This is a genomic window from Actinoplanes lobatus, from assembly GCF_014205215.1.
In the GTDB taxonomy this organism is placed as follows: Bacteria; Actinomycetota; Actinomycetes; order Mycobacteriales; family Micromonosporaceae; genus Actinoplanes; species Actinoplanes lobatus.
Map to the genome: position 1 here is coordinate 1366107 of NZ_JACHNC010000001.1, position 24283 is coordinate 1390389.

23 protein-coding genes are annotated in these 24283 nt (G+C 71.5%); 11 read left to right on the forward strand and 12 right to left on the reverse strand.

What is annotated here, in order from left to right:
• Nucleotides 1-9 precede the first annotated feature (9 nt).
• Entirely contained in the window at nucleotides 10-1245 is a 1236-nt protein-coding gene (locus BJ964_RS05915; RefSeq protein WP_188119729.1) for a zinc-dependent metalloprotease, read from the forward strand.
• A 42-nt stretch (nucleotides 1246-1287) separates the two neighbouring features.
• Here the strand turns inward: BJ964_RS05915 and BJ964_RS05920 are convergent, their stop codons facing one another.
• Both BJ964_RS05920 and BJ964_RS05925 read right to left on the reverse strand, forming a co-directional pair.
• Nucleotides 1288-1884 (reverse strand): hypothetical protein, encoded by a 597-nt coding sequence (locus BJ964_RS05920; protein ID WP_188119730.1) that lies wholly within the window; start codon nucleotides 1882-1884, stop codon nucleotides 1288-1290.
• A 321-nt stretch (nucleotides 1885-2205) separates the two neighbouring features.
• The gene (locus tag BJ964_RS05925) at nucleotides 2206-2736 is read right to left on the reverse strand and encodes a M48 metallopeptidase family protein (RefSeq protein WP_188119731.1); all 531 of its coding nucleotides are present in this window, start codon (nucleotides 2734-2736) and stop codon (nucleotides 2206-2208) included.
• 497 nt (nucleotides 2737-3233) lie between these two features.
• On the opposite strand from BJ964_RS05925, the gene BJ964_RS05930 reads away from it, so the two are divergent.
• From BJ964_RS05930 to BJ964_RS05940, 3 genes are all read left to right on the forward strand, one after another.
• Complete coding sequence (locus BJ964_RS05930; protein ID WP_188119732.1) at nucleotides 3234-3398, forward strand: DUF5679 domain-containing protein; 165 nt, start codon at nucleotides 3234-3236, stop codon at nucleotides 3396-3398.
• A gap of 206 nt (nucleotides 3399-3604) precedes the next feature.
• Nucleotides 3605-4741 (forward strand): hypothetical protein, encoded by a 1137-nt coding sequence (locus BJ964_RS05935; protein ID WP_188119733.1) that lies wholly within the window; start codon nucleotides 3605-3607, stop codon nucleotides 4739-4741.
• Between the two features lie 27 nt (nucleotides 4742-4768).
• Complete coding sequence (locus tag BJ964_RS05940) at nucleotides 4769-6115, forward strand: ABC1 kinase family protein (RefSeq protein ID WP_188119734.1); 1347 nt, start codon at nucleotides 4769-4771, stop codon at nucleotides 6113-6115.
• 321 nt (nucleotides 6116-6436) lie between these two features.
• Here BJ964_RS05940 and BJ964_RS05945 read toward each other — a convergent pair whose 3' ends face one another.
• The 3 genes from BJ964_RS05945 to BJ964_RS05955 all read right to left on the reverse strand — a co-directional run bounded on the left by BJ964_RS05945 (nucleotide 6437) and on the right by BJ964_RS05955 (nucleotide 9542).
• Nucleotides 6437-6799 (reverse strand): WhiB family transcriptional regulator, encoded by a 363-nt coding sequence (locus tag BJ964_RS05945; RefSeq protein ID WP_188119735.1) that lies wholly within the window; start codon nucleotides 6797-6799, stop codon nucleotides 6437-6439.
• Nucleotides 6800-6944: 145 nt separating this feature from the next.
• Entirely contained in the window at nucleotides 6945-7280 is a 336-nt protein-coding gene (locus BJ964_RS05950) for a hypothetical protein (RefSeq protein ID WP_188119736.1), read from the reverse strand.
• A gap of 123 nt (nucleotides 7281-7403) precedes the next feature.
• Nucleotides 7404-9542, reverse strand: a complete 2139-nt coding sequence (locus BJ964_RS05955) for an ATP-dependent DNA helicase UvrD2 (protein ID WP_188119737.1) — start codon at nucleotides 9540-9542, stop codon at nucleotides 7404-7406.
• Nucleotides 9543-9625: 83 nt separating this feature from the next.
• Between BJ964_RS05955 and BJ964_RS05960 the strand changes: the two genes are divergently transcribed.
• Nucleotides 9626-9868 carry a mycoredoxin gene (locus BJ964_RS05960; protein ID WP_188119738.1) on the forward strand — a complete coding sequence of 81 codons (243 nt, stop codon included), beginning with the start codon at nucleotides 9626-9628 and terminating at the stop codon, nucleotides 9866-9868.
• Nucleotides 9869-9903: 35 nt separating this feature from the next.
• Here BJ964_RS05960 and BJ964_RS05965 read toward each other — a convergent pair whose 3' ends face one another.
• From BJ964_RS05965 to BJ964_RS05980, 4 genes are read right to left on the reverse strand one after another with little or no spacing between them, the layout of a single operon-like run.
• Nucleotides 9904-10785: a phytanoyl-CoA dioxygenase family protein gene (locus BJ964_RS05965; RefSeq protein ID WP_188119739.1), complete on the reverse strand. Its 882-nt coding sequence runs from the start codon at nucleotides 10783-10785 to the stop codon at nucleotides 9904-9906.
• 57 nt (nucleotides 10786-10842) lie between these two features.
• A complete protein-coding gene (gene nudC, locus BJ964_RS05970; protein ID WP_188119740.1) occupies nucleotides 10843-11790 on the reverse strand; it encodes an NAD(+) diphosphatase in 948 nt (315 codons plus the stop codon).
• On the reverse strand, nucleotides 11787-13115 hold the full coding sequence (locus BJ964_RS05975) for a M16 family metallopeptidase (RefSeq protein ID WP_229806586.1): 1329 nt from the start codon (nucleotides 13113-13115) through the stop codon (nucleotides 11787-11789). Before BJ964_RS05975 ends, nudC begins: the two co-directional genes overlap by 4 nt.
• A complete protein-coding gene (locus BJ964_RS05980) occupies nucleotides 13112-14419 on the reverse strand; it encodes a M16 family metallopeptidase (RefSeq protein ID WP_188119741.1) in 1308 nt (435 codons plus the stop codon). The genes BJ964_RS05975 and BJ964_RS05980 overlap by 4 nt, the downstream gene beginning before the upstream one ends.
• Nucleotides 14420-14610: 191 nt before the next feature.
• Between BJ964_RS05980 and BJ964_RS05985 the strand changes: the two genes are divergently transcribed.
• From BJ964_RS05985 to BJ964_RS06000, 4 genes are read left to right on the forward strand one after another with little or no spacing between them, the layout of a single operon-like run.
• Nucleotides 14611-15024, forward strand: a complete 414-nt coding sequence (locus BJ964_RS05985) for an RrF2 family transcriptional regulator (RefSeq protein WP_188119742.1) — start codon at nucleotides 14611-14613, stop codon at nucleotides 15022-15024.
• An 8-nt stretch (nucleotides 15025-15032) separates the two neighbouring features.
• On the forward strand, nucleotides 15033-16103 hold the full coding sequence (locus BJ964_RS05990; protein WP_188119743.1) for an ABC transporter substrate-binding protein: 1071 nt from the start codon (nucleotides 15033-15035) through the stop codon (nucleotides 16101-16103).
• Nucleotides 16104-16134: 31 nt separating this feature from the next.
• Nucleotides 16135-16881: an ABC transporter ATP-binding protein gene (locus BJ964_RS05995; RefSeq protein ID WP_188119744.1), complete on the forward strand. Its 747-nt coding sequence runs from the start codon at nucleotides 16135-16137 to the stop codon at nucleotides 16879-16881.
• Complete coding sequence (locus BJ964_RS06000) at nucleotides 16871-17743, forward strand: ABC transporter permease (protein WP_188119745.1); 873 nt, start codon at nucleotides 16871-16873, stop codon at nucleotides 17741-17743. Before BJ964_RS05995 ends, BJ964_RS06000 begins: the two co-directional genes overlap by 11 nt.
• A 47-nt stretch (nucleotides 17744-17790) precedes the next feature.
• Here the strand turns inward: BJ964_RS06000 and BJ964_RS06005 are convergent, their stop codons facing one another.
• Complete coding sequence (locus BJ964_RS06005; RefSeq protein ID WP_188119746.1) at nucleotides 17791-18651, reverse strand: hypothetical protein; 861 nt, start codon at nucleotides 18649-18651, stop codon at nucleotides 17791-17793.
• Between the two features lie 106 nt (nucleotides 18652-18757).
• Between BJ964_RS06005 and BJ964_RS06010 the strand changes: the two genes are divergently transcribed.
• The gene (locus BJ964_RS06010) at nucleotides 18758-19471 is read left to right on the forward strand and encodes a lysophospholipid acyltransferase family protein (RefSeq protein WP_188119747.1); all 714 of its coding nucleotides are present in this window, start codon (nucleotides 18758-18760) and stop codon (nucleotides 19469-19471) included.
• 161 nt (nucleotides 19472-19632) lie between these two features.
• Here BJ964_RS06010 and cspE read toward each other — a convergent pair whose 3' ends face one another.
• Nucleotides 19633-19836 (reverse strand): transcription antiterminator/RNA stability regulator CspE, encoded by a 204-nt coding sequence (gene cspE, locus BJ964_RS06015; RefSeq protein WP_014447450.1) that lies wholly within the window; start codon nucleotides 19834-19836, stop codon nucleotides 19633-19635.
• Between the two features lie 223 nt (nucleotides 19837-20059).
• On the opposite strand from cspE, the gene BJ964_RS06020 reads away from it, so the two are divergent.
• Nucleotides 20060-20464 (forward strand): pilus assembly protein CpaE, encoded by a 405-nt coding sequence (locus BJ964_RS06020; protein ID WP_188119748.1) that lies wholly within the window; start codon nucleotides 20060-20062, stop codon nucleotides 20462-20464.
• Nucleotides 20465-20603: 139 nt separating this feature from the next.
• On the opposite strand, the gene BJ964_RS06025 is transcribed toward BJ964_RS06020, so the two are convergent.
• Nucleotides 20604-24281 (reverse strand): ATP-dependent DNA helicase, encoded by a 3678-nt coding sequence (locus tag BJ964_RS06025; protein WP_188119749.1) that lies wholly within the window; start codon nucleotides 24279-24281, stop codon nucleotides 20604-20606.
• Nucleotides 24282-24283 lie beyond the last annotated feature (2 nt).

Consider the following 24283-nt stretch of genomic DNA (forward strand, 5'->3'; position numbering starts at 1 on the left):
GTTGGGGTCGTGCCTGATATCCCGTTCGGCTTCTCCCTGCCGGGCGCTCAGCCGCCCGACCCCTCCGACCCGCAGCAGATGCAGCAGTTCATGGCGCAGCTGCAGCAGATGTTCGCCGCGCCCGGCAGTGGCCCGGTCAACTGGGACCTGGCCCGACAGGTCGCCGCCAGCCAGCTCTCGGCGTCCGGTGACCCAGCGGTGAACATGCTGGAGCGCCACCAGGTCGAGGAGGCGCTCCGCCTCGCCGACCTCTGGCTCGACCCGGTGTGCGCGCTTCCCAGCGGCATCCACAAGTCCGTGGCGTGGAACCGCAACGAGTGGATCTACAACACTCTCGACGTCTGGAAGAAGCTGTGCGAGCCGATCGCCGGCCGCATGGTCGGCGCCATGGGCGACCTCGTGCCCGAGGAGGCCCGCGCCCAGCTCGGCCCGATGCAGTCGATGGTCGCCACGCTCGGCGGCGCGCTCTTCGGCGGCCAGCTCGGCCAGGCCTTCGGCCAGCTCGCGGCCGAGGTCCTCTCGGCCGGTGACATCGGCCTTCCGCTCGGTCCGGCCGGCACGGCCGCGCTGGTCCCGTCCAACATCAAGGCGTACGGGTCCGGCCTCGAGCTTCCGGAGGACCAGGTCCGGCTGTACGTGGCGTTGCGCGAGGCCGCCCACCAGCGGCTGTTCGGGCACGTCCCGTGGCTGCGGGCGCATGTGCTCAGCGCCGTGGAGACGTACGCGAGCGGCATCACGGTCAACCGGGAGGCCATCGAGGAGGCGATGAGCCGCGTCGACCCGAGCGATCCCGAGTCGATGCAGGCGATGGCCCTGGAGGGCATCTTCACTCCGGAGGACACCCCGCAGCAGAAGGCCGGGCTGGCCCGGCTGGAGACCGCGCTCGCCCTGGTCGAGGGCTGGGTGGGCCACATCGTCGACGCCGCCGCGGGGGACCGTCTGCCGTCGGTGGCCGCGCTGGGCGAGGCGTTCCGCCGCCGCCGGGCCGCCGGTGGCCCGGCCGAGCAGACCTTCGCGGCCCTGGTCGGCCTGGAGCTGCGCCCACGTCGCCTGCGCGAGGCCGGCGCCCTGTGGGCCGCGGTCACCGAGCACCGCGGCATCCCCGGCCGGGACGCCCTCTGGGACCACCCCGACCTGCTGCCCACCAACGACGACTTCGCCGACCCGGACGGCTTCGCGCGCAGCCGCACCGACTGGGACATCAGCGAACTCGAGGGCCTCGAAGACGGCCCGACCGAGGACTGACCCACCGGGGCGCCGACCAGGCGCCCCGGACCAGGGTGATCCTCAGCCGCCGAGGAGGGCGCGGGTGTTCTCCCAGCCCTCCAGGGCCGGGTCGAGGGTGGCCAGGTCGGCCGGGCCGCGCAGGCGTCGCCACTGCGGGGTGGAGGTGACCTCCCCGGGGGAGGGCGCGGTCTTCCGCAGCGCCGGTGCCGACCCCTGGTCCAGGTCGTGGTCGGCCAGCCATTCGGGCGCGGGCAGGCTGGTCGCCACCCCGAAGAGGCCGCCGGCCGGACCACCCGCGGCCACCGCGACCGCCTTACCGTCGAGCGGGCGGAGCAGCTTGCCCAGCGTCATCCCGGGCACGTCCGGAGCATCGGCGGCGATCACCGCGGCCTGATCGAAACCGTCCTCCGCGGCAGCCCGCAGCACCGGCAGCACGGTCGGCGCCGGGATCTCGTAGATGTGCATCCCCGGCCAGGCGATCTCCTCGGCCAGGGCCCGGTCCCCGGGAGCCGCGGCGATCGCGGCCTCCGCCTGGGCCAGCCGGGCGAGCAGGTCGACCACGTCCTCGGCCATCGCGGTCCGCCAGGCGACCCGGTCGACACCCGGCGGGCTCCACGGAACCGGCACCAGCATCACCACAACCACCCGCCGCGTCACGCCCGCCACCCTACCGACCGGCGCCCCGCTCCCACCCGCAACGCCGGGCCGTCGCTCGACACCGATCCGTTCTCCGGGTCCCTTCCACGCCTTCGCTCGCCCAGAACAGCCCCGCGACCAGCCGAAAGCCCTCAGCCAACTCTCAGCACCGCCCCGGGGTGACCGGGGCGGCGTGCGTGAGTGGGGCGCGGAGGGTGACCCACCACGGCGATCTCACCGGGCCGGACCGGCCCGTCACGCCGCAGGCGCGCCGCGGCCGGGAGTGGGCAGCGAGCCGGGACCCTCCCGTCCAGGGGGCGTGTAGGCGTACCGATAATGGGGTTATTCGGCCATCACGAGCGTGCCGGCCGCAGAGACGCCTTCCAGATAGCCGCGGGCGCGCTCGGCCTTGGGGAAGCGGTTCACCAGGTCCCAGAAGCGGGCGTTGTGGCTGGGTACGACCAGGTGGGCGAGTTCGTGCAGCAGCACGTAGTCGATGACCCAGTCGGGCATCTCCTGGATGCGGTGGGAGATGCGGATGGTCGCGTCGTCGGGGGTGCAGGAACCCCAGCGCCCGTTCTGGTTGGTCACCCAGCGCACGCTCGCGGGCACCACGCGGTCGGCGTGATCGGCCAGGTAGCGGCTGGTCAGGCGGCGGGCGCGGGCCAGCAGTTCGGCGTCGGTGCACCGCAGGCGTTCCTCGCGGGCGGCGAGCCGGGCGAGCATGCGCTCCACCCACTCCGTCTCCTCCGCGCGGGAGAATCGGTCCGGGATGAGTACCACGACTCGCTCGCCGTCGCGATACGCGGACACCGTCCGTCGCCGACGCTGACTGCGCCGCACTTCCACGACAGGCTTGCGCGCGCGGGCCATTACCGGCTCGCGCGGCCCAGATTCGGGTTCACGTTGAGACGCTAATCCGCCGCACCCGGGTCACCGCAAGGGTACTGACAATGACTGTCACGGAAAATGCGCACTTCGCCCGCATATACCCGAAAAAAATTTCCCCACCGGCAACATCGGTGACATCCGTCAACCTAGACCATCGTCGACTCAAGCGCCCAACCGGCCCACCTGTCCGGTTCATGCCTTTGCGATGAGAATTGTCGGCGTGTCTGGGCAAAACAGGCTATAAAGGGTACTTAGGACAGGCACACTCACGTCGTCGGCGACACCGCCGACGCTGCGCTGACATGGAACCGTCCTGACCTGGGTAAGTGAGCGCCCCGGACGGGGAGCACACGACCACCCGGACAGGGGTGGCCACATCCGCGTGGCCGCATTGCGGTCCAGCGCCGCAGAGAGGTTCGCGCCCGCCGCCGCGAACAGAGGCACCGGGCCGGCGGCCGACGATACGACGAGGAGGAACCGTGGCCGAGACCACCTACAACGGCTACTGCGTCAAGTGCAAGGAGAAGCGTGACTTCCAGGGCAACGTGGAGGTCTCCAAGACCGGCATGAACATGGCCAAGGGCAAGTGCCCGGTCTGCGGGACGACGATGAACCGGATCCTGGGCAAGGCTGCCAAGGCGTGAGCCGCCACCACCGGGGAGGAGCCACCACGGCCACCTCCCCGGTGGAGGACCTGGCCGTAACCGTGTCCGCTCAGACACGTTGAGTCAACTAGGCCCCAACCGCCTGTGGATAACTAGCCCCGAACCTGTGGACAACCGTGGTCGCAGTCCTCGGGCCTGTGGATAACATCACCACTGCGCAGCTTCGCAGTGACACCCTGTCATGCATGAATCGGACACCGCTGCCCCGGCCCACCCTGGTCCCGGGCCTGTCCCGCTTCTGGCGCACCGCGGGCGAGCTGCAACTGGGGCTCGATCCCGCGCACGCCGTGCTGCTGCGGCTGCCCGATCCCCGGGCCGCCCGGCTCCTCGATCTGCTGGACGGCGACCGCGCTGAGCGGCTCGTCCTGGTCCGGGCCGCCGAGCTGGACATCCCACCGGCCGACGCCCGCACCCTGCTGGACCTGCTGCACGAGGCGGGCCTGGTGCTGCCCGCCGCCTCGCTGCTGCCCGCCGCCCTGCCGTCGATCGTCCGGGACCGGCTCACCGCCGAGGCCGCGGCTCTCGCGCTGGACGGCGCCGCCCGTTCCCGCGGGCCGGCCTCCGACCGGTCCGGCCCGTCGCCCGCTCAGATCCTGCGCCGCCGCCGGGAGGCCCGCGTGGTGCTCACCGGACGGGGCCGGCTGGGCTCGACCATCGCGGTCGCGCTGGCCCAGGCCGGGGTGGGGCACGTGTTCCCGGACCTGGCCGGGGTGGTCGGGCCGGCCGAGATCACCGGCAGCCCGCTGCTCGCGTCCGACGTCGGCAGCCCTCGCCACGAGGCCGTCACCGCGGCGCTGGAGCGGATCGTGCCGGGCACCGGGGTGCACCCGCTCCGGCGTATGCCCGCTTCGCTCGTCATCCAGCTGGCCCACGACGAACCACCCGCCCTCGTCGCGGCCGGGCACGAGGCACGCCGTCAGCCGCATCTGTCCGTGACGATGCGCGACGGCGCCGGGGTGATCGGGCCGCTCGTGCCGGCCGCCGGCGCGCCCTGCCTGAACTGCCTGGATCTTCATCGCCGGGATCGGGACGACGGCTGGACCGGGATCGCTCCTCCGGCCGCCCCGGACGGGGTCGAGCCGTGCACGGTCACCACGCTGCTCGCCGCCACCGCCTACGCGACCGGCGAGGCGCTCGCCTTCCTGGACGGGGCCACGCCGGAGACCCTCGGCGCCGCCGTGGAGATCTCCGCGGCCGGCCGGTTCCGGCGCCGGACCTGGCCGCCGCACCCCCGATGTGGTTGCCAGAGGGGTCGGCGGAGGCCAACCTTCACCGGACCTTCACCGCATAACCACCAAACCACCTTCCGGCGGGCCAGATGAGGACCGGACGTCGGTCACAATGATCTGGTGACGGACATACCGCGCCGCGCCGCTTCCCGGACGGCGAAGCTAGCCGCACTTCCACTCGGTTTCGCTGGGCGTGCCGCCCTCGGTCTCGGCAAACGTGCCGTCGGCATAGCGTCCGACGTCATCTCGGCCGACATTCAACAGCGCACCGCCGAGCAGATCTTCAGCGTGCTGGGTCAGCTCAAGGGCGGGGCGATGAAATTCGGCCAGGCCCTGTCGGTGTTCGAGGCCGCGCTGCCCGAGGAGATGGCCGGGCCCTATCGCCAGGCCCTGACCAAACTCCAGGAGGCCGCGCCGCCGATGCCGGTGGCCAACGTGCACAAGGCGCTGGCCGAGCAGCTGGGCCCGGACTGGCGGGACCGGTTCGCCGAGTTCGACGACGGCCCGGCCGCCGCCGCCAGCATCGGACAGGTGCACCGGGCCGTGTGGAAACTGCCGCCGGCCCGGCGCAACGCGAAACCGAAGCTGCTGCCGGTGGCCGTGAAGGTGCAGTATCCGGGCGCCGGCGACGCCCTGATCTCCGACCTCAAGCAGCTCTCCCGCCTGGCCGGCATGTTCAAGATCATCCAGCCGGGCATCGACGTGAAACCACTGCTGGCCGAGCTCCGTGAGCGGATCACCGAGGAGCTCGACTACGAGATGGAGGCGGAGACACAGCGGGCGTTCGCGGAGGCGTACCGGGACGATCCGGAGATCTTCGTGCCCCGGGTGGTCGCCTCCGCCCCGCGGGTCCTGGTCACCGAGTGGGTGGACGGCACCCCGCTGGCCGACGTGATCACCGGTGGCTCGCCGGCCGAGCGGGACGAGGCGGGCCGGCTCATGGCCGTCCTGCACTTCTCGGCTCCCGGCCGGGCCGGCCTCCTGCACGCCGACCCGCACCCGGGCAACTTCCGGATCCTGCCCGACGGCCGGCTCGGCGTCATCGACTTCGGCGCGGTGGCCCGGCTCCCCGAGGGCCACCCGGAGCCGATCGGCCGACTGGTCCGGCTCGCCCTCGACGGCCAGGCGCAGGCGGTCGTCGACGGGTTGCGCGACGAGGGCTTCGTCAAGGGGACCGACGATCTCGACGCCCAGGCGCTGCTCGACTTCCTGCTGCCGATGATCGAACCGGTGTCGGCCGAGCGGTTCCGGTTCACCCGGAGCTGGCTGCGGTCGGAGGCGACGAGGCTGACCAATCCCCGGGGCCCGGCCTACCAGCTGAGCCGGCGGCTCAACCTGCCACCGTCCTACCTGCTCATCCACCGGGTGACACTGGGCTCGATCGGGGTGCTCTGCCAACTCGAGGCGGAGGCGTCCTATCGCGAGATCCTGGAGAAATGGCTGCCGGGGTTCGCCCCCGTCGCATAGAGAAGCACATCGCAAAGAGAAGCACGTCGCAGAGAAGCGCAGTATGAGAACGGCCCGTCCGCACCAGCGGACGGGCCGTCATTTTCCATCAAGGTCGGTTGTCAGAGCCCGACGCCGCGATCACGAGAAGCCCTGCTGCGGGCGTCCATGGTGATCTGGCGGGCGGAGCGGTAAGCCTCAGGTGCACGGTCACTCTGAGGCCGACGCATTCGGGCACGGGACAACGCTTCTTGGATGAGTCTCATCTTCGGGGCTCCACTCGGGTTCATGTCGTTACTCGGCTTTCGGATTTCGATCTCGGGTTTGGGGAGGGTGTGCATCTCAGGCCGCCAGACGGACCGAGCTGCGGGAGTCGAGACCGTTGGCGGCGAGCCGCTCCTCGACCTCGACAGCCAGCTCGGCGTCGCGAGCGACGTCGGCCTTACGCGGACGACCACGGGGCCGCTTGCGCGGAACCACGGCGCCACGCTCGAAGATCTCGCCACCCCAGACACCCCAGGGCTCCGCACGGTCGACCGCACCGGCCAGGCACTCGGCGCGCAGCGGGCAGTCCCCGCAGAGCGACTTGGCCAGCTCCAGCTGAGCCGGGGAGTCGGAGAACCAAAGGTCCGGGTCGAACTTCCGACAGGGCAGGTTCGCCTCGATGTCGACGCTCACGTCGATCGGGGCCAGCGCCAGACTCATAAAGCCCGGTCACCTCTCTCTTCTTCATCGATCTTCTGGATCGTGTTTCGGGTCGTGCACCGGCCGGGTAGGGCCGGAAAAGATTTGAGGCCGCGGATCCCATTTCTGGGTTCCGCGGCCTCGAGGTGAGCCGGAGGTCTGTTTGTCAGACCGGCCTTCCTCGAGGCGGGACACCGCTGCCACCATCTGCGTAGCGCTTGCTGGAGATGGTGATATTGCTGCCCTTGAAACCAGTTGTCCCGTTGCTTCCACCCGTGCGCACCAGGGTCGCTTTGCCCAGCTCGGCCTGGAGGCTGACCTGGTGCTCCCGCGGAGCCGGGACGAGCGCTGCCGCGGTCGGCAGGGCCCGGACGAGCTCGGACGGGGTCCGCTCAGCCGCCATCAGCGCCAACGGAGCGGCGGTGACGGGCAGTGAGGCGGACAGAGGCCAGGCAGCAGTCGGCAGCATCGACGGGATCGTCATCGTGATGTTGAGCTTCATCGTTGCCACCTCCCTCTCCATGACCTTGCACTCGTGGTTAGAAACCCCAGCAAGCGAACCGCTCGCCAAGACGTGTCCTGAGGCTATGCCTGCCCTACACGGGAGGGCAAACGAATTAACGCACTAGTTTCCGAAGTTTTTCGGCGCAAGATCATCTGGGTTCGCACCGGCCACCAGAGCGAAGACCGCGTCGCCGTACTGACCCAGCTTCCGGGGGCCGATCCCGGCGATCGCCAGCAGCTCCGCCGGGCCGGTCGGGCGGCGCTCCGCCACGGCCACCAGGGTCGCATCGGTGAACACCACGTACGCAGGGACTTTGAGCTCCGCCGCGGTGCTCGCGCGCCACACCTGCAAGCGCTCGTGGAGGTCCTCGTCGAGGTCCGACGGGCAGGTGGGGCAGCGGCCCAGTTTGCGGTCGGCGCCGGCCAGCAGGGTGGCGCCGCAGATCCGGCACGAGGACACCCGGATGGGACGCCGGTCGGGTTTCCGACTTCCATCGACCGGCGTACGTTCCCTGGACGTCGAGCGTTCCAGCTGCGGAAGGAACCGGCAGGGGCGGCGGGCCCGGCCGCCGGGGGCGCGGGACTGGCCGTAGGAGAGCCAGAGCAGGTGACGGGCCCGGGTCACCCCCACATAGAGCAGGCGGCGCTCCTCTTCCAGCTGCTCGGCGGTCTTCGCGTACGTCGTCGGAAGCGTCCCGTCGGCGAGCCCGACCAGGAAGACGGCGTCCCATTCGAGGCCCTTGGCGGAGTGCAGCGAAGCGAGTGTGACTCCTGCCACAGTGGGCGCGTGCTGCTGTTCGGCACGGCGGGCCAGCTCGTCGTTGAAGGTGGACAGCGACACGTCCCGCTGGATCCGTCCGGCCTCACCGATCGGCAGGATCTCCGGCTCGGCGGCGTACTCCTCGGCGAGGGTGACCAGCGCGGCGAGCGCCTCCCACTGCTCGCGGGCCGCACCGCCCGGCGGGGGCTGGCTCCGGTTCCACCCGGTGGCGGCGAGCGCCTCCACGACCGCCTCGACGAGCGGGGTCTCGCCGGGGACCGACCGCACGGCGGCACGCAGCGCGACCATCGCCCGCCGCACCTCGGCACGCTCGAAGAACCGCTCGGCGCCCCGGACCACGTAGGGCACCTCGGCCTCGGCGAGCGCCTCCTCGTACGCCTCGGACTGCGCGTTGGTCCGGAAGAGCACCGCGATCTCGCTGGCCGGGGTGCCGGCCGCGATCAGCTCCCGGCAGCGCCGGGCCACCGCGACAGCCTCCCCCGGCTCGTCCGGGAAGATCTTGAGTTCCGGCTCCGGCCCGGGCGGCCGCTGCCCGACCAGCTCCAGGCGCAGTTTCGCCTCGGTGCCGCGGGCCTGCCGGATCACCGCGTTGGCCAGCCCCACCACCTGCGGCGTGGAGCGGTAGTCACGGACCAGCCGGACCACCACGGCGTCGCGCCGCTGACGCGGGAAGTCGATGAGGTACGCCGAGGTGGCGCCGGTGAACGAGTAGATGGTCTGGCTGGCGTCGCCGACCACGGTGAGGTCGTCGCGCCCGCCCAGCCAGGCGCCGAGCAGCCGCTGCTGGAGCGGGTTGACGTCCTGGTACTCGTCGACGACGAAATGCCGGTACTGGGCGCGGATCTGCTCGGCGACGTCCGGGTGCTCCTCGATGCCCCAGACCGCGGCACGCAGCAGGTCCTCGAAGTCGATCACGCCCTGGCGGCGCTTCAGCGACTCGTAGGCGGCGAACACCTCGGCCACCCGGGCCGGCTCGAACGGCGACTCACGCATCGCCTTGGCCGCGGCCACCGCGTACTCCCCCGGCTCGACCAGGGAGGACTTGGCCCACTCGATCTCACCGGCCAGGTCCCGGGCGGCGGCCCGGTCGGTGCGCAGCCCGGCCTTCGCGGCCGCCAGCCCGACGACGCGGACCTTGCTCTCCATCAGCTCGGGCATCTGCCGGCCCTCGAGCAGCCGCGGGGCGAAGTAGCGGACCTGCCGCAGCGCGGCCGCGTGGAAGGTACGGGCCTGCACCCCCGCCGTACCGAGGGCGGTGAGCCGGGCCCGCATCTCGGCCGCGGCCCGCGCCGTGAAGGTGACCGCCAGCACGTGCCGCGGGCTGATCTCGCCGGAGAGGGTCCGGTACGCGATGCGGTGGGTGATGGCCCGGGTCTTGCCGGTGCCCGCGCCGGCGAGGATGCAGACCGGCCCGGCGGGGGCCGTCACCGCCGTCCGCTGCTCCGGATCCAGCCCGGCCAGCACCCCTTCAGTCCGCACGGTAGGGAATCATGACACCCGTACGGGGTGTTGTGCTTGCCGGACGCACCACCGTGTGACCTGTATCGAAGGAGCCCTGACCGATGCTGACCATGTACTCGACGTCCTGGTGTGGGTACTGCCACCGCCTCAAGTCGCAGCTCGACCGCGAGGGCATCGCCTACGACGTCGTCGACATCGAGCAGGACGAGGCCTCGGCCGCGTTCGTGCGCAGCGTCAACGGAGGCAACCAGACGGTGCCGACGCTGCGGTTCGCGGACGGCTCGGCACTGACGAACCCGTCGATCGTCCAGGTCAAGCAGCACCTCGCCGCCATCGCGGCCTGAGGTTTTCGGGAGGGGCCCCGGCCCCTCCCGAACCTTTACGGGATCAGCGCCGGGATGCTCGAGTCGAGCAGACCCCGCTCCTTGAGGGCGCCGTAGAGCGGCGTGGTCTCCGGGTAGTGGCCCCACTGGTGGTCACCGTCGCCGTTGCCGAAGCCGCCGAGCAGCTGCTTCTGCACCTCGTTGAGATTCGCCCAGGCCGGCGTGTTCGGCAGGTCCGCGTTCTCGTCGCGCATCGCGATCCACCGCGGGGTGTAGCCGAAGAACGCGCCGACACGGGTGATGTCGGAGTAGTTGTCCGACCGGGCGTGCCAGATGCGCCGGTCGAAGACGACCAGGTCACCGGCGTTCGCGGTGATCTGGGTGGCACCCTCGGGCTGCGGGAACGGCAGGCCGCGGTTCTTCGGGCCCGGCAGCCAGTTGGTCTTGTGGCTTCCCGGCAGCACGGTGAAGTTGCCCCGGCCGGTCTCGCTCACGTCGGAGAACCAGTACGCCAGCTTGACCGACAGCATCGGCCGCGGGTCGGTCTCGATCTCCCGGTTCTGCCGGCCGCCGTCCTGGTGCCAGTGCCACCAGTCCTTCTGCTTCTCGTGCAGCTGCGGGTGAACGTCGATGTGCGAGTGGTAGATGTGCAGGTTCCACCCGAGCAGCGACCAGATGTACTTGAAAGCCTTGGGGTGGTCGATCAGGAAGGCCAGCTCGGGCACGTGAGCGATCGGCGACAGCTGGTGCAGCGCACCGGTCGCGCTGAGCGTGCCCTCGGCCCTGCTCTTCTCGTAGTACCCCAGGATCGCGGCCCGGCCGGCCTCGATCTCGCTCTCACTCAGCACCGACGGCACGACGATGTAGCCGTCGCGATCGAACGCCTCCCGCTCCTGAGCGGACATCGGCGTCCACGCCGGCGCCTCCACCTGAGTCATCGCTTCCCCTCTCGTCTTTGAAAGGAAGACGCGATGGCCACTCGGATTGGTTGCCGCCTAACCGGAAAAAGTTTCCTGATCATCGTGGAGCCACCTCTCGATCAGGTAGAAGGCGATCGATGAGTTCATCGGCAGGCCACGCGTGCCCTCGCCGGCGATCATCTTCGCGACCGCCTCCCGGGTGAACCAGTGCGCCTCGTCGATCTCCTCCGGGTCCAGGACCAGCGGCTGGGCCGGATCGGCGATGCCGTGGAAGCCGAGCATCAGCGAGCCGGGGTACGGCCAGGACTGGCTGCCCTCGTACCGGATCTCGGAGAGGCGGACGCCGACCTCCTCGTGGACCTCTCGGGCGACTGCGGCCTCGGCCGACTCGCCGGCCTCGACGAAGCCCGCCAGGCAGGAGAAACGCCGGCCGCCGTCCGGCCGGGGCGGCCAGGCCGCGTTGTGCCCGAGCAGGCAACGGCCACCCGGCCCCGGTACGCCGTCGTGCACCAGGATGATCATCGCGGGGTCGGTCCGCGGCCACATCAGGGCGCCGTCCGGGTCGACCCGCGCCCACCCCGCCTCCACCGAGACGGTCGGCTTCCCGGTACGCGGGGAGAACCGGTGACTGAGGTGCCAGTTCCCGAGGGCGACCGCGGTGGTCAGCAGGCCGGTGTCCCGGGCGTCGAGCAGGTGCCCGACCGAGCGCAGATCCATGGACCGGGTGCCGTCGCCCGCCGTGAGCGGGGCGTCGACGGCCCAGAACGGGGTGCCGTCCGGGCCGGCGCCGAGGAACCAGCGCTCCCCCTCCGGCGCCTCCGCCGGCGACACCAGGACCAGCGCGGAGCCGCCGTCGGGACGGTCGGTGACCAGCGCCCGGCCGCCCTTGGCCAGGTCCACGACGACGACCTGGCCGCGGTCCCAGGCGGCGGCGAGCCAGTCCTCGTCCTTGCGGCGGTGCGCGGCACGGTCGAGGGTGGTACGGGCGAGCGGTGGGCCGCCCGGCTCTTCGGAACTGGTCACGCTGCGCCGCGCTCCACCGCGGTCAGCGCGGCGAGCTGTGCCTCGATCCGCTCGGCGTCACCCAGGACGACGGCCACCGCGCGGGACGGGGCGAGGTACTTCGCGGCCGCGGCGGCGACCTCCTCACGGGTGGCGGCCGACAGCGCCGCCGAGTAGTCGCGCAGATGGTTGAGGCGCAGCCCGAAGCCGGCGTAGGTGCTGGCCAGCCCGGCCAGGCCGGCCTGGGTGGACATGCCGAGACGGAGGGCGCCGAGGGCGTACCGGCGGGCCTGCTCCAGCTCCTCCTCACCGGGGGCGAGGCTGGCGATGCGGCCCAGCTCGTACTGTGTCTCGAGCAGGGACGGGCCGGTCACCTCGGTGGCCACCTCGGCGGACGCGACCAGGGCGGACCCGGCGACGTAGTGCTCGATCGACGAGTACGACCCGTAGGTGTAGCCCTTGTCCTCCCGGATGTTCTCCGTCCAGCGGGACGAGAAGTAGCCGCCGAAGACCAGGTTGGCCAGGTAGAGGGCGGCGTAGTCGGGGTCGGTGCGGGTGAGCGCGGGCAGGGCGATCCGCAGCGAGGACTGCACCGAGCCGGGCCGGTCCACGAGCAGCAGCGGGCCGGTCTCCAGCGCGGGGGTGGCCGGGATGGTCCCGTCCGGGGCGCTGCCGGTCCAGCCGCCGAGGATCTTGTCGGCGGTGTCGATGGCCTGCTCCGGGTCGATGTCGCCGACGAGCACCAGCACCGCGCCGTCCGGGCGGACCCGGTCGGCGTGCAGCTCGCGCAGGGCGGCCGGCTCGACGGCGCGGACCTCCTCCGGGCCGGGGGTCTGCACCGCGTACGGATGGGCGCCGTACATCCGGCGGAGCAGCGCCACCCGGGCCAGGTGGCCGGGCTGGCTGAGGGCGACCTGGATGTGGTCGACCAGCCGCTCCCGCTCGGTGGCCACCTCGGTCTCCGGGTAGGCGGCGCCGGTGAGCACCCCGGCGAGCAGCTCCAGAGTCCGGTCGAGCCCGTCGGCGAGGGCGTTGCCGCTGATCAGCAGGCGGTCCGGGTCGAGCCCGGCGGCCAGGCTGCCGCCGACGGCCTGCAACTCGGCCGCGATGTCGATGCTCGACATGGCGCCGGTGCCGGTCAGCAGGGCCTGCGAGAGCAGGGTGGCCGGGGCCAGCGGCGCCCGCCCGAACGGGATCCGCAGCCGCACCTCGACCAGCGGCACCGCGGACCGGCGGATGGCGATGACGGTGAGGCCGTTGGGAAGGGTGCGCTCCCTCTCCAACGGCAGGTTGAGCTCCGCGTCGGGCACCAGGTCCGGCAGCGTCTTGGTCACGGTCTTGGTCACGCGGATGCTCCCGGGATCACTTCGACGGAGGCGCGGCGCTCGGGCCGCAGGGTGGCCGCGGCGGCGACGATCTGCTCCGCGCGCACCTCGCTGATCAGCTTGGGCAGGTCGTTCAGCAGCTCGGGGCGACCGCGCTGCAACTCCAGCACGGCCATCGGCAGCGCCCGGCCGAGCACGTCGTCGGTGCCGTTCAGCAGGCGGGTCGCCATCCGGGCCTGGGTGCGGTCCAGCTCGCCCGGCTTGAGACCGTCGGCGGCGAGCCGGTCCAGCTCCTCGTCGATGGTCCGCAGCACCTTGTCGGCGTCACCGCCGGGCGGCAGGTGGGCCTGGAGAAGCAGCGCGGTGGGGTTGCGCACCTGGTACTCGTCGCCCATGAAGCCGATGTAGCCGCCCAGGGTGGTGGCCGTCCGGTCCCGCTGGACCAGGCGCTCCACGAGCCGGGAGGCGTCACCGTCGGTGAGCACCTCGGCGAGCACCACGAACGGCAGGTAGTCGTCGAAGGTGGCGATCGGGTCCGGCACACGCCAGCCGCCGGCCACCGCGGGCAGCGGGGCGATGCGATCGACGTACGACTCCCGGCGCTCCGCCGTCAGGTCCGGCTCGAAGAAGTCGGGCAGCCGCGGGGCGGGACGGGCGGGCACGTCACCGAAGTGCCGCTCGATCATGGCGGTCGCCTCGGCCACGTCGAAGTCGCCGGCCACCGACAGCACCGCGTTGCCGCAGGCGTAGTAGCGGTCGAAGAACCCCCGCGCGTCCTCGACCGTGGCGCTCTCCAGGTCCTCGAACGAGCCGTATCCGTCGTGCGCGTTCGGGAAGGTCTCGAACATCACCGGCGGCAACTTGAGCCACGGGAACCCGCCGTACGGCCGGTTCAGCACGTTGACCCGGATCTCCTCCTTGACCACGTCGACCTGGTTGCGCAGGTTCTCCTCGGTGAGCCGGGGGCCGCGCATGCGGTCGGCCTCGAGGAAGAGCGCGCGCTCGAGGCCGCCGGAGGGCAGCACCTCGAAGTAGTCGGTGTAGTCCAGGTGGGTGGAGCCGTTGAAACTGCCGCCCGCGCCCTGCACGTGGCGGAAGTGCGCCAGCTTCTCCAGGTTCTCCGAGCCCTGGAACATCAGGTGCTCGAAGAGGTGGGCGAACCCGGTGCGGCCTTCCGGCTCGCTGCGGATGCCGACGTCGTAGACGACTGCCACACCGACGACAGGGGCGCTGCGATCCGGGGAGAGGACCACGCGCAGACCGTTGCCGAGGGTGAACCGTTCGACCGGGTATTTCGTCGCGGGGATCTTGATTCTGGGCGCCACGTTACGAATCTAGCGGACGCTGCTCCGTAGTCGAGTGGCGACGCCGGGTAAATACATCAATATCCGTTGCTGATCTTCTGCCGCGAATCGGACGGGTGACGTCACCCTGGGATGGGCTTGACGCATCAACCCCACATGGCCCAGTATTCCCATCCATCAGATAGGTGAACACGGGAAAGGGGGCGCGCGTCGTGTATGTCTCTGCACGCACGGACTACGCCGTACGCGCGATGCTCGCGGTCACCGCGGAACACCCGCACCTGGTCAAGGCCGCCGGACTGGCGGCCGCCCAGGAGATCCCGCTGAGCTTCCTCCAAGGCATCCTGCTCGATCTGCGCCGCGCCGGGCTGCTGCACAGCCATCGCGGGGTGGACGGTGGATACGCGCTGGCCCGCCCGGCCGAGGAGATCACCGTCGGCGACGTCGTACGCGCCGTCGGCGGAGCCCTCACCACGGTTCGCGGCCTGCCCACATCCACGGCGATCTACCACGGTGCGGCGACGGCGCTGCATGACGTGTGGGTCGCCGTCGAGGCGGCCATCGAGGGTGTGGTCGACCACAAGACCCTGGCCGAACTCTCCAGCATCTCAGTGAAACGAAACTAGGAGTGAGCATGAGCTCCCGCACGATACGCGCGCTCGCCTTCGCCACCGCCGCCGTTCTGGCCTCGACCGCTCTCGCCGCCTGCGGTTCGGACGAGGACACCCCAGCCGCGGCCGGCTCCGGCGCCGCCGAGGCCGAAACCATCCGTCTGGGTTACTTCCCGAACATCACCCACGCGCCGGCCCTGGTCGGTGTCAACAAGGGCTTCTTCACCGAGGCCCTGGGCAGCACCAAGCTGGAGGAGAAGACCTTCAACGCCGGCCCGGCCGCGATCGAGGCGCTCTTCTCCGGCGCGATCGACGCGACCTACATCGGCCCGAACCCGGCGATCAACGGCTGGTCCGAGTCCAAGGGCCAGGCGCTGAAGATCGTCGCCGGCAGCACCTCGGGTGGCGCCGGCCTGGTGGTCAAGGAGGGCATCAACACTCCGGCCGACCTCAAGGGCAAGAAGATCGCCACCCCGCAGCTGGGCAACACCCAGGACGTCGCGCTGCGCGCCTGGCTGAAGCAGAACGGCCTGAACGCCGACAAGCAGGGTGGCGGCGACGTCTCGGTGCTGCCGCAGGACAACGCGACCGCGCTCCAGGCCTTCGCCCAGGGCGCGATCGACGGCGCATGGGTGCCCGAGCCCAACCTGAGCCGGCTGATCCTCGAGTCCAAGGGCAAGCTGCTCGTCGACGAGAAGACCCTGTGGCCGAACGGCGAGTTCGTCACCACCCACCTGATCGTCAGCCAGGAGTTCCTGAAGAAGTACCCGGGCACGGTCAAGAAGCTGATCCAGGGCCACGTCAAGTCGGTCAAGTTCATCGGGACCAACAACGCCGAGGCGCAGACCGCCGCGAACGCCCAGATCGAGAAGCTGTCCGGCAAGGCGCTCAAGCCGGAGATCCTCACGGCCGCGTTCAAGAACCTGAAGTTCACCCACGACCCGATCGCCTCCTCGCTGTACACCAGCGCGAAGAACGCCGAGTCGGTGGACCTGCTGGAGCCGGTCGACCTCAAGGGCATCTACGACCTGACTCTGCTCAACGAGGTACTCAAGGCCGAGGGCCAGTCCGCGGTCAGCGACGCCGCAGCCTGACGGACTGACTCCGAGTGATGGGAGGGCGAGCATGAGCACGGTAGTGCGGATCGACGACGTCACCAAACAGTACGGTTCGGGCGGCAATGCGCTGCTCGCCCTCGACCATGTCTCACTCACCGTCGACAAGGGCGAGTTCGTCTGCCTCCTCGGCGCGTCCGGGTGCGGCAAGAGCACGCTGCTGTCCCTGGTCGCGGGCCTGGACAAAATCACCGGCGGGACCCTGGAGATCAACGGCAAGCACGTCGCCCTGATGTTCCAGGAGGCCGCCCTCTTCCCCTGGCTGTCGGTGGCCGGCAACGTCGAGCTGGCGCTGCGCCTACAGGGCGTCGGCCGGGCCGACCGCCGCAAGCGGGCCCAGGAACTGCTGGAGATCGTCCGGCTCGGCGGTTTCGGCGGCAAGCGGCCGCACGAACTCTCCGGCGGCATGCGGCAGCGGGTGGCGCTGGCCCGGGCCCTCGCCCAGAACGCCGACATCCTGCTGATGGACGAGCCGTTCGGCGCCCTGGACGCGATGACCCGCGACATCCTGCACGACGAGCTGGAGCGGATCTGGCGCGAGCAGGAGCTCACCGTCCTCTTCGTGACGCACAACGTCCGGGAGGCGGTCCGGCTCGGGGACCGGGTCGTCCTGCTGAGCAGCCGGCCGGGCCGGGTCCTGGAGGACTTCAAGATCGATCACCCGCGCCCGCGGCGTATCGACTCGACCGAGGTGGCCGCCCAGGCCGCCGAGATCACCGACCGGCTTCGTGCGGAGGTCGCCCGTCATGCCAACTGAGGTCATCACCGCCGACAAGGCGGCCGACGAGGTCAGCGGCCTCGACGCGCTGGAGCTCGCACCACGTCCGGACAAGGGCGACCGCGGCCGGCGGATCTGGAACAGCGCCTGGCCCAAACTGCTGGCCGTCGCCATCGCGATCGCCGTCTGGCAGCTCGTGGTGCTCTCCGAGTGGAAGCCCACCTACGTGCTGCCCGGCCCGGTCGACGTGTTCGCCGATCTGAAGGAGCTGGCCACCACGCCCGACTTCTGGGACGGCGTACGGCTGACCCTGACGCGCGCCTTCACCGGCTTCCTGCTCGCGGTCGCCATCGGCACCGTGATCGGCGCGGCGGTCTCCCGGTTCGCCCCGCTGCGGGCCGCGATCGGCTCGCTCATCACCGGCCTGCAGACCATGCCGTCGATCATGTGGTTCCCGCTGGCCATCCTGCTCTTCCAGCTCAGCGAGAGCGCCATCATGTTCGTGGTGGTCATCGGCGCCGCGCCCTCGGTGGCGAACGGCCTGATCAGCGGCATCGACTACGTGCCGCGGACCTGGCTGCGGGTGGGCCAGGTGCTGGGCATGACGGGCCTGTCCAAATACCGGCACCTGATCCTGCCCGCGTCGCTGCCGTCCTTCATCTCCGGGCTCAAGCAGGGCTGGGCGTTCTCCTGGCGCAGCCTGATGGCCGGTGAGCTGCTGGTCATCGTGCCGGGCGCGCTGTCCGTCGGCGCCCGCATGCAGAACGCGCGGGACCTGCACGAGGCCTCGCTGGTGATCAGCTACATCATCGTCGTACTGATCATCGGCATTCTGATCGACATCCTGTTCAACACGGCGGACAACGCCCTGCGCAAGCGCTGGGGCCTGACCGGCAACTGAGCTGAATGGCTCCGCTTCGCTCCGCGGACGATCACCGCCGGTGAGCGTCAGAGGGGCCGGACCGACTCGAGCACCTCGTCGATGACGTGGTCGAACTGCTTGTGGGTGCCGGGCACCGAGACGTACAGGATCGCGGCCGCCGGTTTTCCGACGTCGATGACCGCCACCGCGGACAGCTCCTCGGTGGCGGTCAGCCCGGCTTCGGAGAAGTGCAGCCGGAACTCGCTCACCCAGGCGGGCCGCCCGCCCAGCGTCGTCACCTCGTCGCGCAGCGGCTCCATCCGGTTCGGCTGCGGGTAGTACTCGGCCCGCACGTCCGCCGCGACCTGCCGCCCGACGCACTCCAGATCCAGCGTGACGGCGTCGTTGTCGGCCGCCGGCACCGCCGCCGACAGGATCGAGGCGTGGTAGCTGCCACCGCGGTAGACCTCGGTCACGAAATGCTGCCCGACCCGGTAGGGCACCCGCAGCGTCCCCGCCTCCCAGACGTCGGTCCAGGTCTCCCAGGGGGCGCCGTACCGCTGGTAGGAGATGCCGGCGACGTCGTCGACGGTGCGCTCCCCGGCGGCCGGCGGCGGCGCGCTCGGCACGGCCGTGGGGGCGGCGCTCGGTGCGACGGTGGGCGCCGGGCAGGCCTGCGCCAGCGGCGGCCGCACATCGGCCGGTGGGCCGGCCTTCGAGCCGAACGGATGGCCGTCGCCGCCGACGATCACGATCAGCAGGACGGTGAGGCCGATCGCCACGATCGCCCCGGCGACGCCACCGAAGATCATCAACTGCCGCCGGCGCCGTCGTGGCCCGTCCGGCGGAGGCGGCGCGGGCGCTTGCGGTGGAGACTGCGCGGGTACGCCGTACGCGGTGACCATCCCCGATGCCCATGGGGACGGATCAGGACGCGCATCGGTCATGACTCCAGTGAACACCACGGGCGCCGACATCCCCCGAGCCGGTAGGCCCGCCGGGTTTGTCCGGCCGACCTACGCCGATCCCGGAAACGTCGGCTACCGTGCTGCCATGGAACTGGTGTATCCCCCGGTCGTCGCCCTTGCCAAGACGATGTTCCGCGCGCTCGACAACAAGATCGAAGTCGAGGGCGCCGAGCACATCCCGACGAGCGGCGGGGCGGTGCTGGCCAGTAACCACTCCAGCTACCTGGACTTCATCTACTGCGGCCTGGGCTGCCAGCCCGCCAAGCGGCTGGTCCGGTTCATGGCGAAGAAGCAGGTCTTCGACCACAAGATCAGTGGTCCGCTGATGCGCGGCATGCGGCACATCCCGGTGGACCGCAAGGCCGGCACCGCCGCCTTCAAGCACGCCATCGAGTCGCTGCGCGGCGGCGAGATCGTCGGCGTCTTCCCGGAGGCGACGATCAGCGAGTCCTTCACCGTGAAGACGCTGAAGTCGGGTGCCGCCCGGATGGCCCAGGAGGCCGGGGTGCCGCTCATCCCGATGGCCGTCTGGGGTCCGCACCGGCTCTGGACCAAGGGCCGCAAGAAGGAGCTGACCAAGCGGCACGTGCCGGTCCTCATCAAGATCGGCGAAGCGATCGAGGTCACCGCGGACGCCAGCCCCGAGGCGATCACCGCGGTCCTGAAGGAGCGGCTCACCGAGCTGCTCGACGCGGTCCAGCGGGCCTACCCGGCGAAGCCCTCCGGCCCGGACGACCGCTGGTGGCTGCCGGCCCACCTGGGCGGCACCGCCCCGCTGCCCAGCGGCACGGCCGCCTGAGCCACCCACCTGGCCGAAAACGACCATCGAGGGCTTCCGGCGCGCCGGGGGCCCTCGATGTGTGAAAGGCCCCGGAACCGCATCGGCGCCGCACCCGAACCGGGTGCGGCGCCGATCTCACTCGGTGCCGGCCGCTATCCGCGGCCAAGGCTCAGCGTGAATCAGACAGAGCGGATGTTGGCCGCCTGCGGACCCTTCTGGCCCTGGGTCACCTCGAACTCCACCCGCTGGTTCTCCTCCAGGGAGCGGTAGCCCGACATCTGGATCGCGGAGAAGTGGGCGAAGACGTCGGCGCCGCCGTCGTCCGGGGTGATGAACCCGAAGCCCTTGTCCGCGTTGAACCACTTCACAACACCGGTAACCATGCTCGTCTCCTCGACGATCGATCATTCCCGACCATTATGGACGGGAACGAGGTAATAAGACCCGCATTCTGTGGGTCTCGTGCTGTCGTACTGATCGCCCGACCGGAGAAACCCGGGTTACGACAAAGAGCGCCTGGGGCAGACTTCCCCACAGGCGCTCCTGAGTACTTGGGAACCAAACTGACAACGTGGGCCAGCGTAGCACGGGAAGAGGGGTCGCGAAGTGCTCGGCGTACAAGTGGCGCGGCAGCTCAAGGCCGCCGGACTGGCCTGGAAGCCACAGCTCGGCGACCGCTTCGCCGTCCCGGACCGGGATCTGGACGACGAGCTGTTCGTGCTGAGCAACATGCTGATCCAGGTGCACGACCGTCCCGAAGGACGAATCATCGCCTTCAACGGCACCACCGAGTGGGCGCTCGACGACGTCGATCTGGGCGAGGCGCTCTGGCTACCGCGCGAGGACCAGCTCCGGGAGCTGCTCGGCGGCGCCTTCCGCGAACTGCGCCGCGAGCCCGGCGGCCACCTGGTCCGCATCGAGCTGCTCGGCCACGAGCACACCTTCACGGCCGCCCGCGCCGAGGAGGCCTACGCGGCCGCCCTCCTGCACGTGCTGGCCGCGGCCCTTTAACCCCTTTTCCGGTACGGACGTGCCCGCACCCACCGAAACCACCCCGTCCCGCCGGCTCCACGCGGCCGCCTGCCCGGGCACGGCCGCGGCGCGCCCATCCGGCGTGTGGCGACGGGTCACCCTCCGGGCCGCCCCGTCCTCACCGCGAGTCGGCCGGGATCTCCTCGATCAGGGCGGCCAGCCCGGCGGCCTCCATCAGGTCGGTGGGACGGACCGTGACCTGCTCCCGGACGTAGTGGAACCCGGCGCGCACCCGGCGCACCGGCACCCCGGCCAGCGATGCCCAGGCGATCCGGTAGGCGGACAGCTGCACCGCCGCCGCCTCGGCCTCCGCACCGCCCGGCCGCCGCCCGGTCTTCCAGTCGATCACGTCGAACCGGCCGCCCGGATCGGCGAAGACCGCGTCCATCCGCCCCCGGATCACCACCCCGGCGACGGTTGTGGCGAACGGCACCTCCACCTCGACCGGCGTCCGCTCCGCCCACTCCCCGGTCAGGAACGCCTCCTGGAGCAGGGCCATCTCGTCGTCGCCGGCCGCGTCGTCGTCGGCCGCACCCGGCAGCTCGTCGATGTCGATCAGCCGCGCCGACCCGAACCGCTGCTCCAGCCAGGCGTGGAAGGCCGTGCCCCGGCGGGCGTGCGGGGCGGGCCGCTGCGGCAACGGACGGCGCAACGAGCGGGCCAGGGCCTGCGGATCCCGGCGCAGCACCACGAGCTGGGACACCGACAGGTGCGGGGGCACCACCACCTCGATCGGGCCCTCCTCGCGGGTGCGCTCGGCCCGCTCGGCCAGCAGCAGCCGCGCCTCGTGCCGCCACCGGGCGATGTCCGGATCCCCGGCCTCCGCCGCCCGGTCGGCCGCCTCCAGGGCGGCCACCACCTCCGCCCGCTCACGCCCGTCCGCCACGGCCCCTTCCGCGCCCGGCCCGGCGCCGTCGGCCCCACTGGCGCTGGGCACGCCGTCGGCCACTTCGGCCGATGCGGCGGCTGACTGATCAATTTCGGTCGCGGCCACTTCCGGGGTCGCCGCACCGGCGCTGTCGTCCGGGTGAGGGCCGGAATCGCCCTCGCTCCGGCGTACCCCCGATTCGGGTTTTTTGTCTGGTGAGCGGGGTGAGGGAGGCGACCAGGCGGCGCCCTCCCCGGCAAGGCCGACGAGGTCGGCCGCCAGGCCGGCCCGGGCCGCGACCTCCGGATCCGCGGCGGCCAGGTCGGCGAACGCCTCGGCCGCGGAGGCGTCCGGGCTCTCGACCATGCGGCGGATCAGGTCGGCGGCGGCCGCCATCGCCGGGCGGCGCAGGCCGAGCGGATCGGCCGGCCACTCGGCGGTCGCCACCACCTGATCGCTCGGATTGGTGTCGCCGGGCGCCGGCTCCGGCGTCCAGACGTCCACCACCCCCGCACCGTCGGCGCAGGCCGCGCGGATCTCGTCGAGGAAGACCGACGGGCCGCGCGGGCGCTTCACCCCGTCACCCCACCAGTAGCCGGAACAGAGAAGCAGGCGTCGCGGCCGGGTCACCGCGACATAGGCCAGACGGCGTTCCTCCCGCTCGTCGTGCTCCCGCCAGGCACGACCGAAATCGGTCACCGCGGCGGCGATGCCCTTCTGCTCCACCGCGTCGCCGAGATCCAGCACCGGAAGCCCCGACGAGTCGCCGCGCAGCGGGAACGGCAGCACCCCGATGCCGCCCAGGTAGTGGTCGGAGGAGCGGACCAGGCCCGGCCAGACACCCCGGCACAGGCCGGCGACCGAGACCACGTCCCACTCCAGGCCCTTCGCCGCGTGCGCGGTCAGGATCTGCACCGCGCCCTCGACCACGTCCACCTGGCCCGGCTCCAGACCGCGTTCCTCCTCCTCGGCGGCCGCCAGGAAAGCCAGGAACCCGGCCGAAGTCCCGGTCTCGTTCTCGGTGATGTAGCGGGTCGCCGCCTCGCCCAGCGCGTCCAGGTGGCCGCGGGCCAGCCCGGCGTCACCGGCCGCCCAGCCGCGCACCGCCACCTCCACGTCCAGGCCGATGGTGCGCTCGATGTCGGCGAGCAGGTCGGGCAGTGGCTGGTCCAGGCGGCGGCGCAGCGCGGCCAGCTCACGGCCGTAGTCCCGCACCCGGCGGTAGCCCTCCTCCGAGTACTGCCGGGGAGAACCCGGGTCGGCCAGCGCCTCCACCAGCGTGGCGTCGTCCAGACGGTCGGTGTTGATCTCCTCGGGGTCGTCGCCGGCCCGCCCCGAGGCGGCCGCCCGTGCCGCCGCGATCGCCCGGGCCCGCCGGTGCAGGGCCACCAGATCACGCGGGCCGATCCGCCAGCGCGCCCCGGTGAGCAGCCGCAACAGCGACGCGCCGTCCGCCGGGTCGGCCAGCACCCGCAGCGTGCAGACCACGTCCCGGACCTCCGGGGTGTCCAGCAGACCGCCCAGGCCGACCACCTCGACCGGCAGGCCCCGGGACCGCAGCGCCTCCTCCAGCACCGGGATCTGGCTGCGCACCCGCACCAGGACGGCGCTGGTCGGGCGCTGTTCCAGCGGGATCTCGGCGGCCGGGACGCTCGGCATCCCGGCGACCAGGCGCCAGGCGGTCAGCATCGAATCGGCGATCCAGGCGGCCTCGTCGGCGTACGTCGGCAGCAGCGCGCACGTCACCGTCCGCCCGCCGACCGCCGCGGCCACCCGGTCGGCCGACTGCAACTGGTGCACGTGGGCGCGCAGCGGGGCGGAGATCGTGTTCGCCACCCGCAGGATCTCCGGCCGGTTGCGCCAGCTCCGGGTCAGCGTGCGCTCCCAGGCCGGCCGGTCCCCGGAATCCCGGAACTCCTCCGGGAACCGCTCCAGCGTCCCCGCGGACGCGCCCCGCCACCCGTAGATCGACTGGCAGGGGTCGCCCACCGCGGTCACCGGATGGCCGCCGCCGAACAGGTTGTTCAACATCGTCACCTGGGCGTGACTGGTGTCCTGGTACTCGTCGAGCAGCACGATCCGGAACCGGCCGCGCTCGATCTCGCCGACCTCCGGATGATCGCGGGCGACCAGTGCGGCACGGGCCATCTGGTCCCCGAAGTCCATCGCCTCCAGGTCGAGTTTGCGCTGTTCGTACGCCCGGACCAGGGGCAGCAGGGTGAGCCGGCCCTGCTGGCGGCGCAGCACCTCGGAGACGTCCTTGTACATCCGGCCGGGGAACTCCTGCACCTCGGCGAAGAACCGGCCGGTCCAGGCCGCCAGGTCGCCCGGCGTGACCAGGTGCTCGGACAGCTCGGCGGAGAGTGCCAGGACGTCGTCGGTGACCGTGCCGGGCGCGCGGTTCAGCCCCGTCATCTCACCGGTGTAGGTGCGCACCAGCGAGTCGACGATCTGCCAGCGGGCCGCCTCGGTGAGCAGGCGCGCGGACGGCTCGTACCCGGCGCGGAGCCCGTGCTCGGTGACGACCCGGGCCGCATAGGCGTGGTACGTCGAGATGGTGGCCTCACCGGCGAACGCGTCGTCCCGGCCCAGCCTGCGGACCAGCTGGCCCAGCCGGGTCCGGACACGGTGCGACAGCTCGCCGGCCGCCTTGCGGGTGAAGGTCAGGCCGAGAATCTCGCCGGGGTGCGCGTACCCGTTCGCGACCAGCCAGACCACCCGCGACGCCATCGTCTCGGTCTTGCCGGAGCCGGCGCCCGCCACCACGAGCAGCGGCTGCACCGGCGCCGCGATGATCGCCTCCTGCTCGGTGGTCGGCTCCGGCAGGCGCAGCAGCCGGGCCAGCTCGCGGGGCGTGTAGCGGGGCCCCGAGTCGGCGGCGCGGCGGCGCGGCGGCGGCCCCTCGGCGAACAGCGTCGGCTGCGTCATCG

Excerpts from the sequence above, each read along its gene's own strand:
- BJ964_RS05950 (WP_188119736.1), bottom strand. The coding sequence starts at position 7,280 with ATGAAGCTCAACATCACGATGACGATCCCGTCGATGCTGCCGACTGCT.
- BJ964_RS05935 (WP_188119733.1), top strand. The coding sequence starts at position 3,605 with ATGAATCGGACACCGCTGCCCCGGCCCACCCTGGTCCCGGGCCTGTCC.
- BJ964_RS05965 (WP_188119739.1), bottom strand. The coding sequence starts at position 10,785 with ATGACTCAGGTGGAGGCGCCGGCGTGGACGCCGATGTCCGCTCAGGAG.
- BJ964_RS06000 (WP_188119745.1), top strand. The coding sequence starts at position 16,871 with ATGCCAACTGAGGTCATCACCGCCGACAAGGCGGCCGACGAGGTCAGC.
- cspE (WP_014447450.1), bottom strand. The coding sequence starts at position 19,836 with ATGGTTACCGGTGTTGTGAAGTGGTTCAACGCGGACAAGGGCTTCGGG.
- BJ964_RS06025 (WP_188119749.1), bottom strand. The coding sequence starts at position 24,281 with ATGACGCAGCCGACGCTGTTCGCCGAGGGGCCGCCGCCGCGCCGCCGC.
- BJ964_RS06010 (WP_188119747.1), top strand. The coding sequence starts at position 18,758 with ATGGAACTGGTGTATCCCCCGGTCGTCGCCCTTGCCAAGACGATGTTC.
- BJ964_RS05995 (WP_188119744.1), top strand. The coding sequence starts at position 16,135 with ATGAGCACGGTAGTGCGGATCGACGACGTCACCAAACAGTACGGTTCG.
- BJ964_RS05925 (WP_188119731.1), bottom strand. The coding sequence starts at position 2,736 with ATGGCCCGCGCGCGCAAGCCTGTCGTGGAAGTGCGGCGCAGTCAGCGT.
- BJ964_RS05945 (WP_188119735.1), bottom strand. The coding sequence starts at position 6,799 with ATGAGTCTGGCGCTGGCCCCGATCGACGTGAGCGTCGACATCGAGGCG.
- BJ964_RS05990 (WP_188119743.1), top strand. The coding sequence starts at position 15,033 with ATGAGCTCCCGCACGATACGCGCGCTCGCCTTCGCCACCGCCGCCGTT.
- BJ964_RS06005 (WP_188119746.1), bottom strand. The coding sequence starts at position 18,651 with ATGACCGATGCGCGTCCTGATCCGTCCCCATGGGCATCGGGGATGGTC.
- BJ964_RS05960 (WP_188119738.1), top strand. The coding sequence starts at position 9,626 with ATGCTGACCATGTACTCGACGTCCTGGTGTGGGTACTGCCACCGCCTC.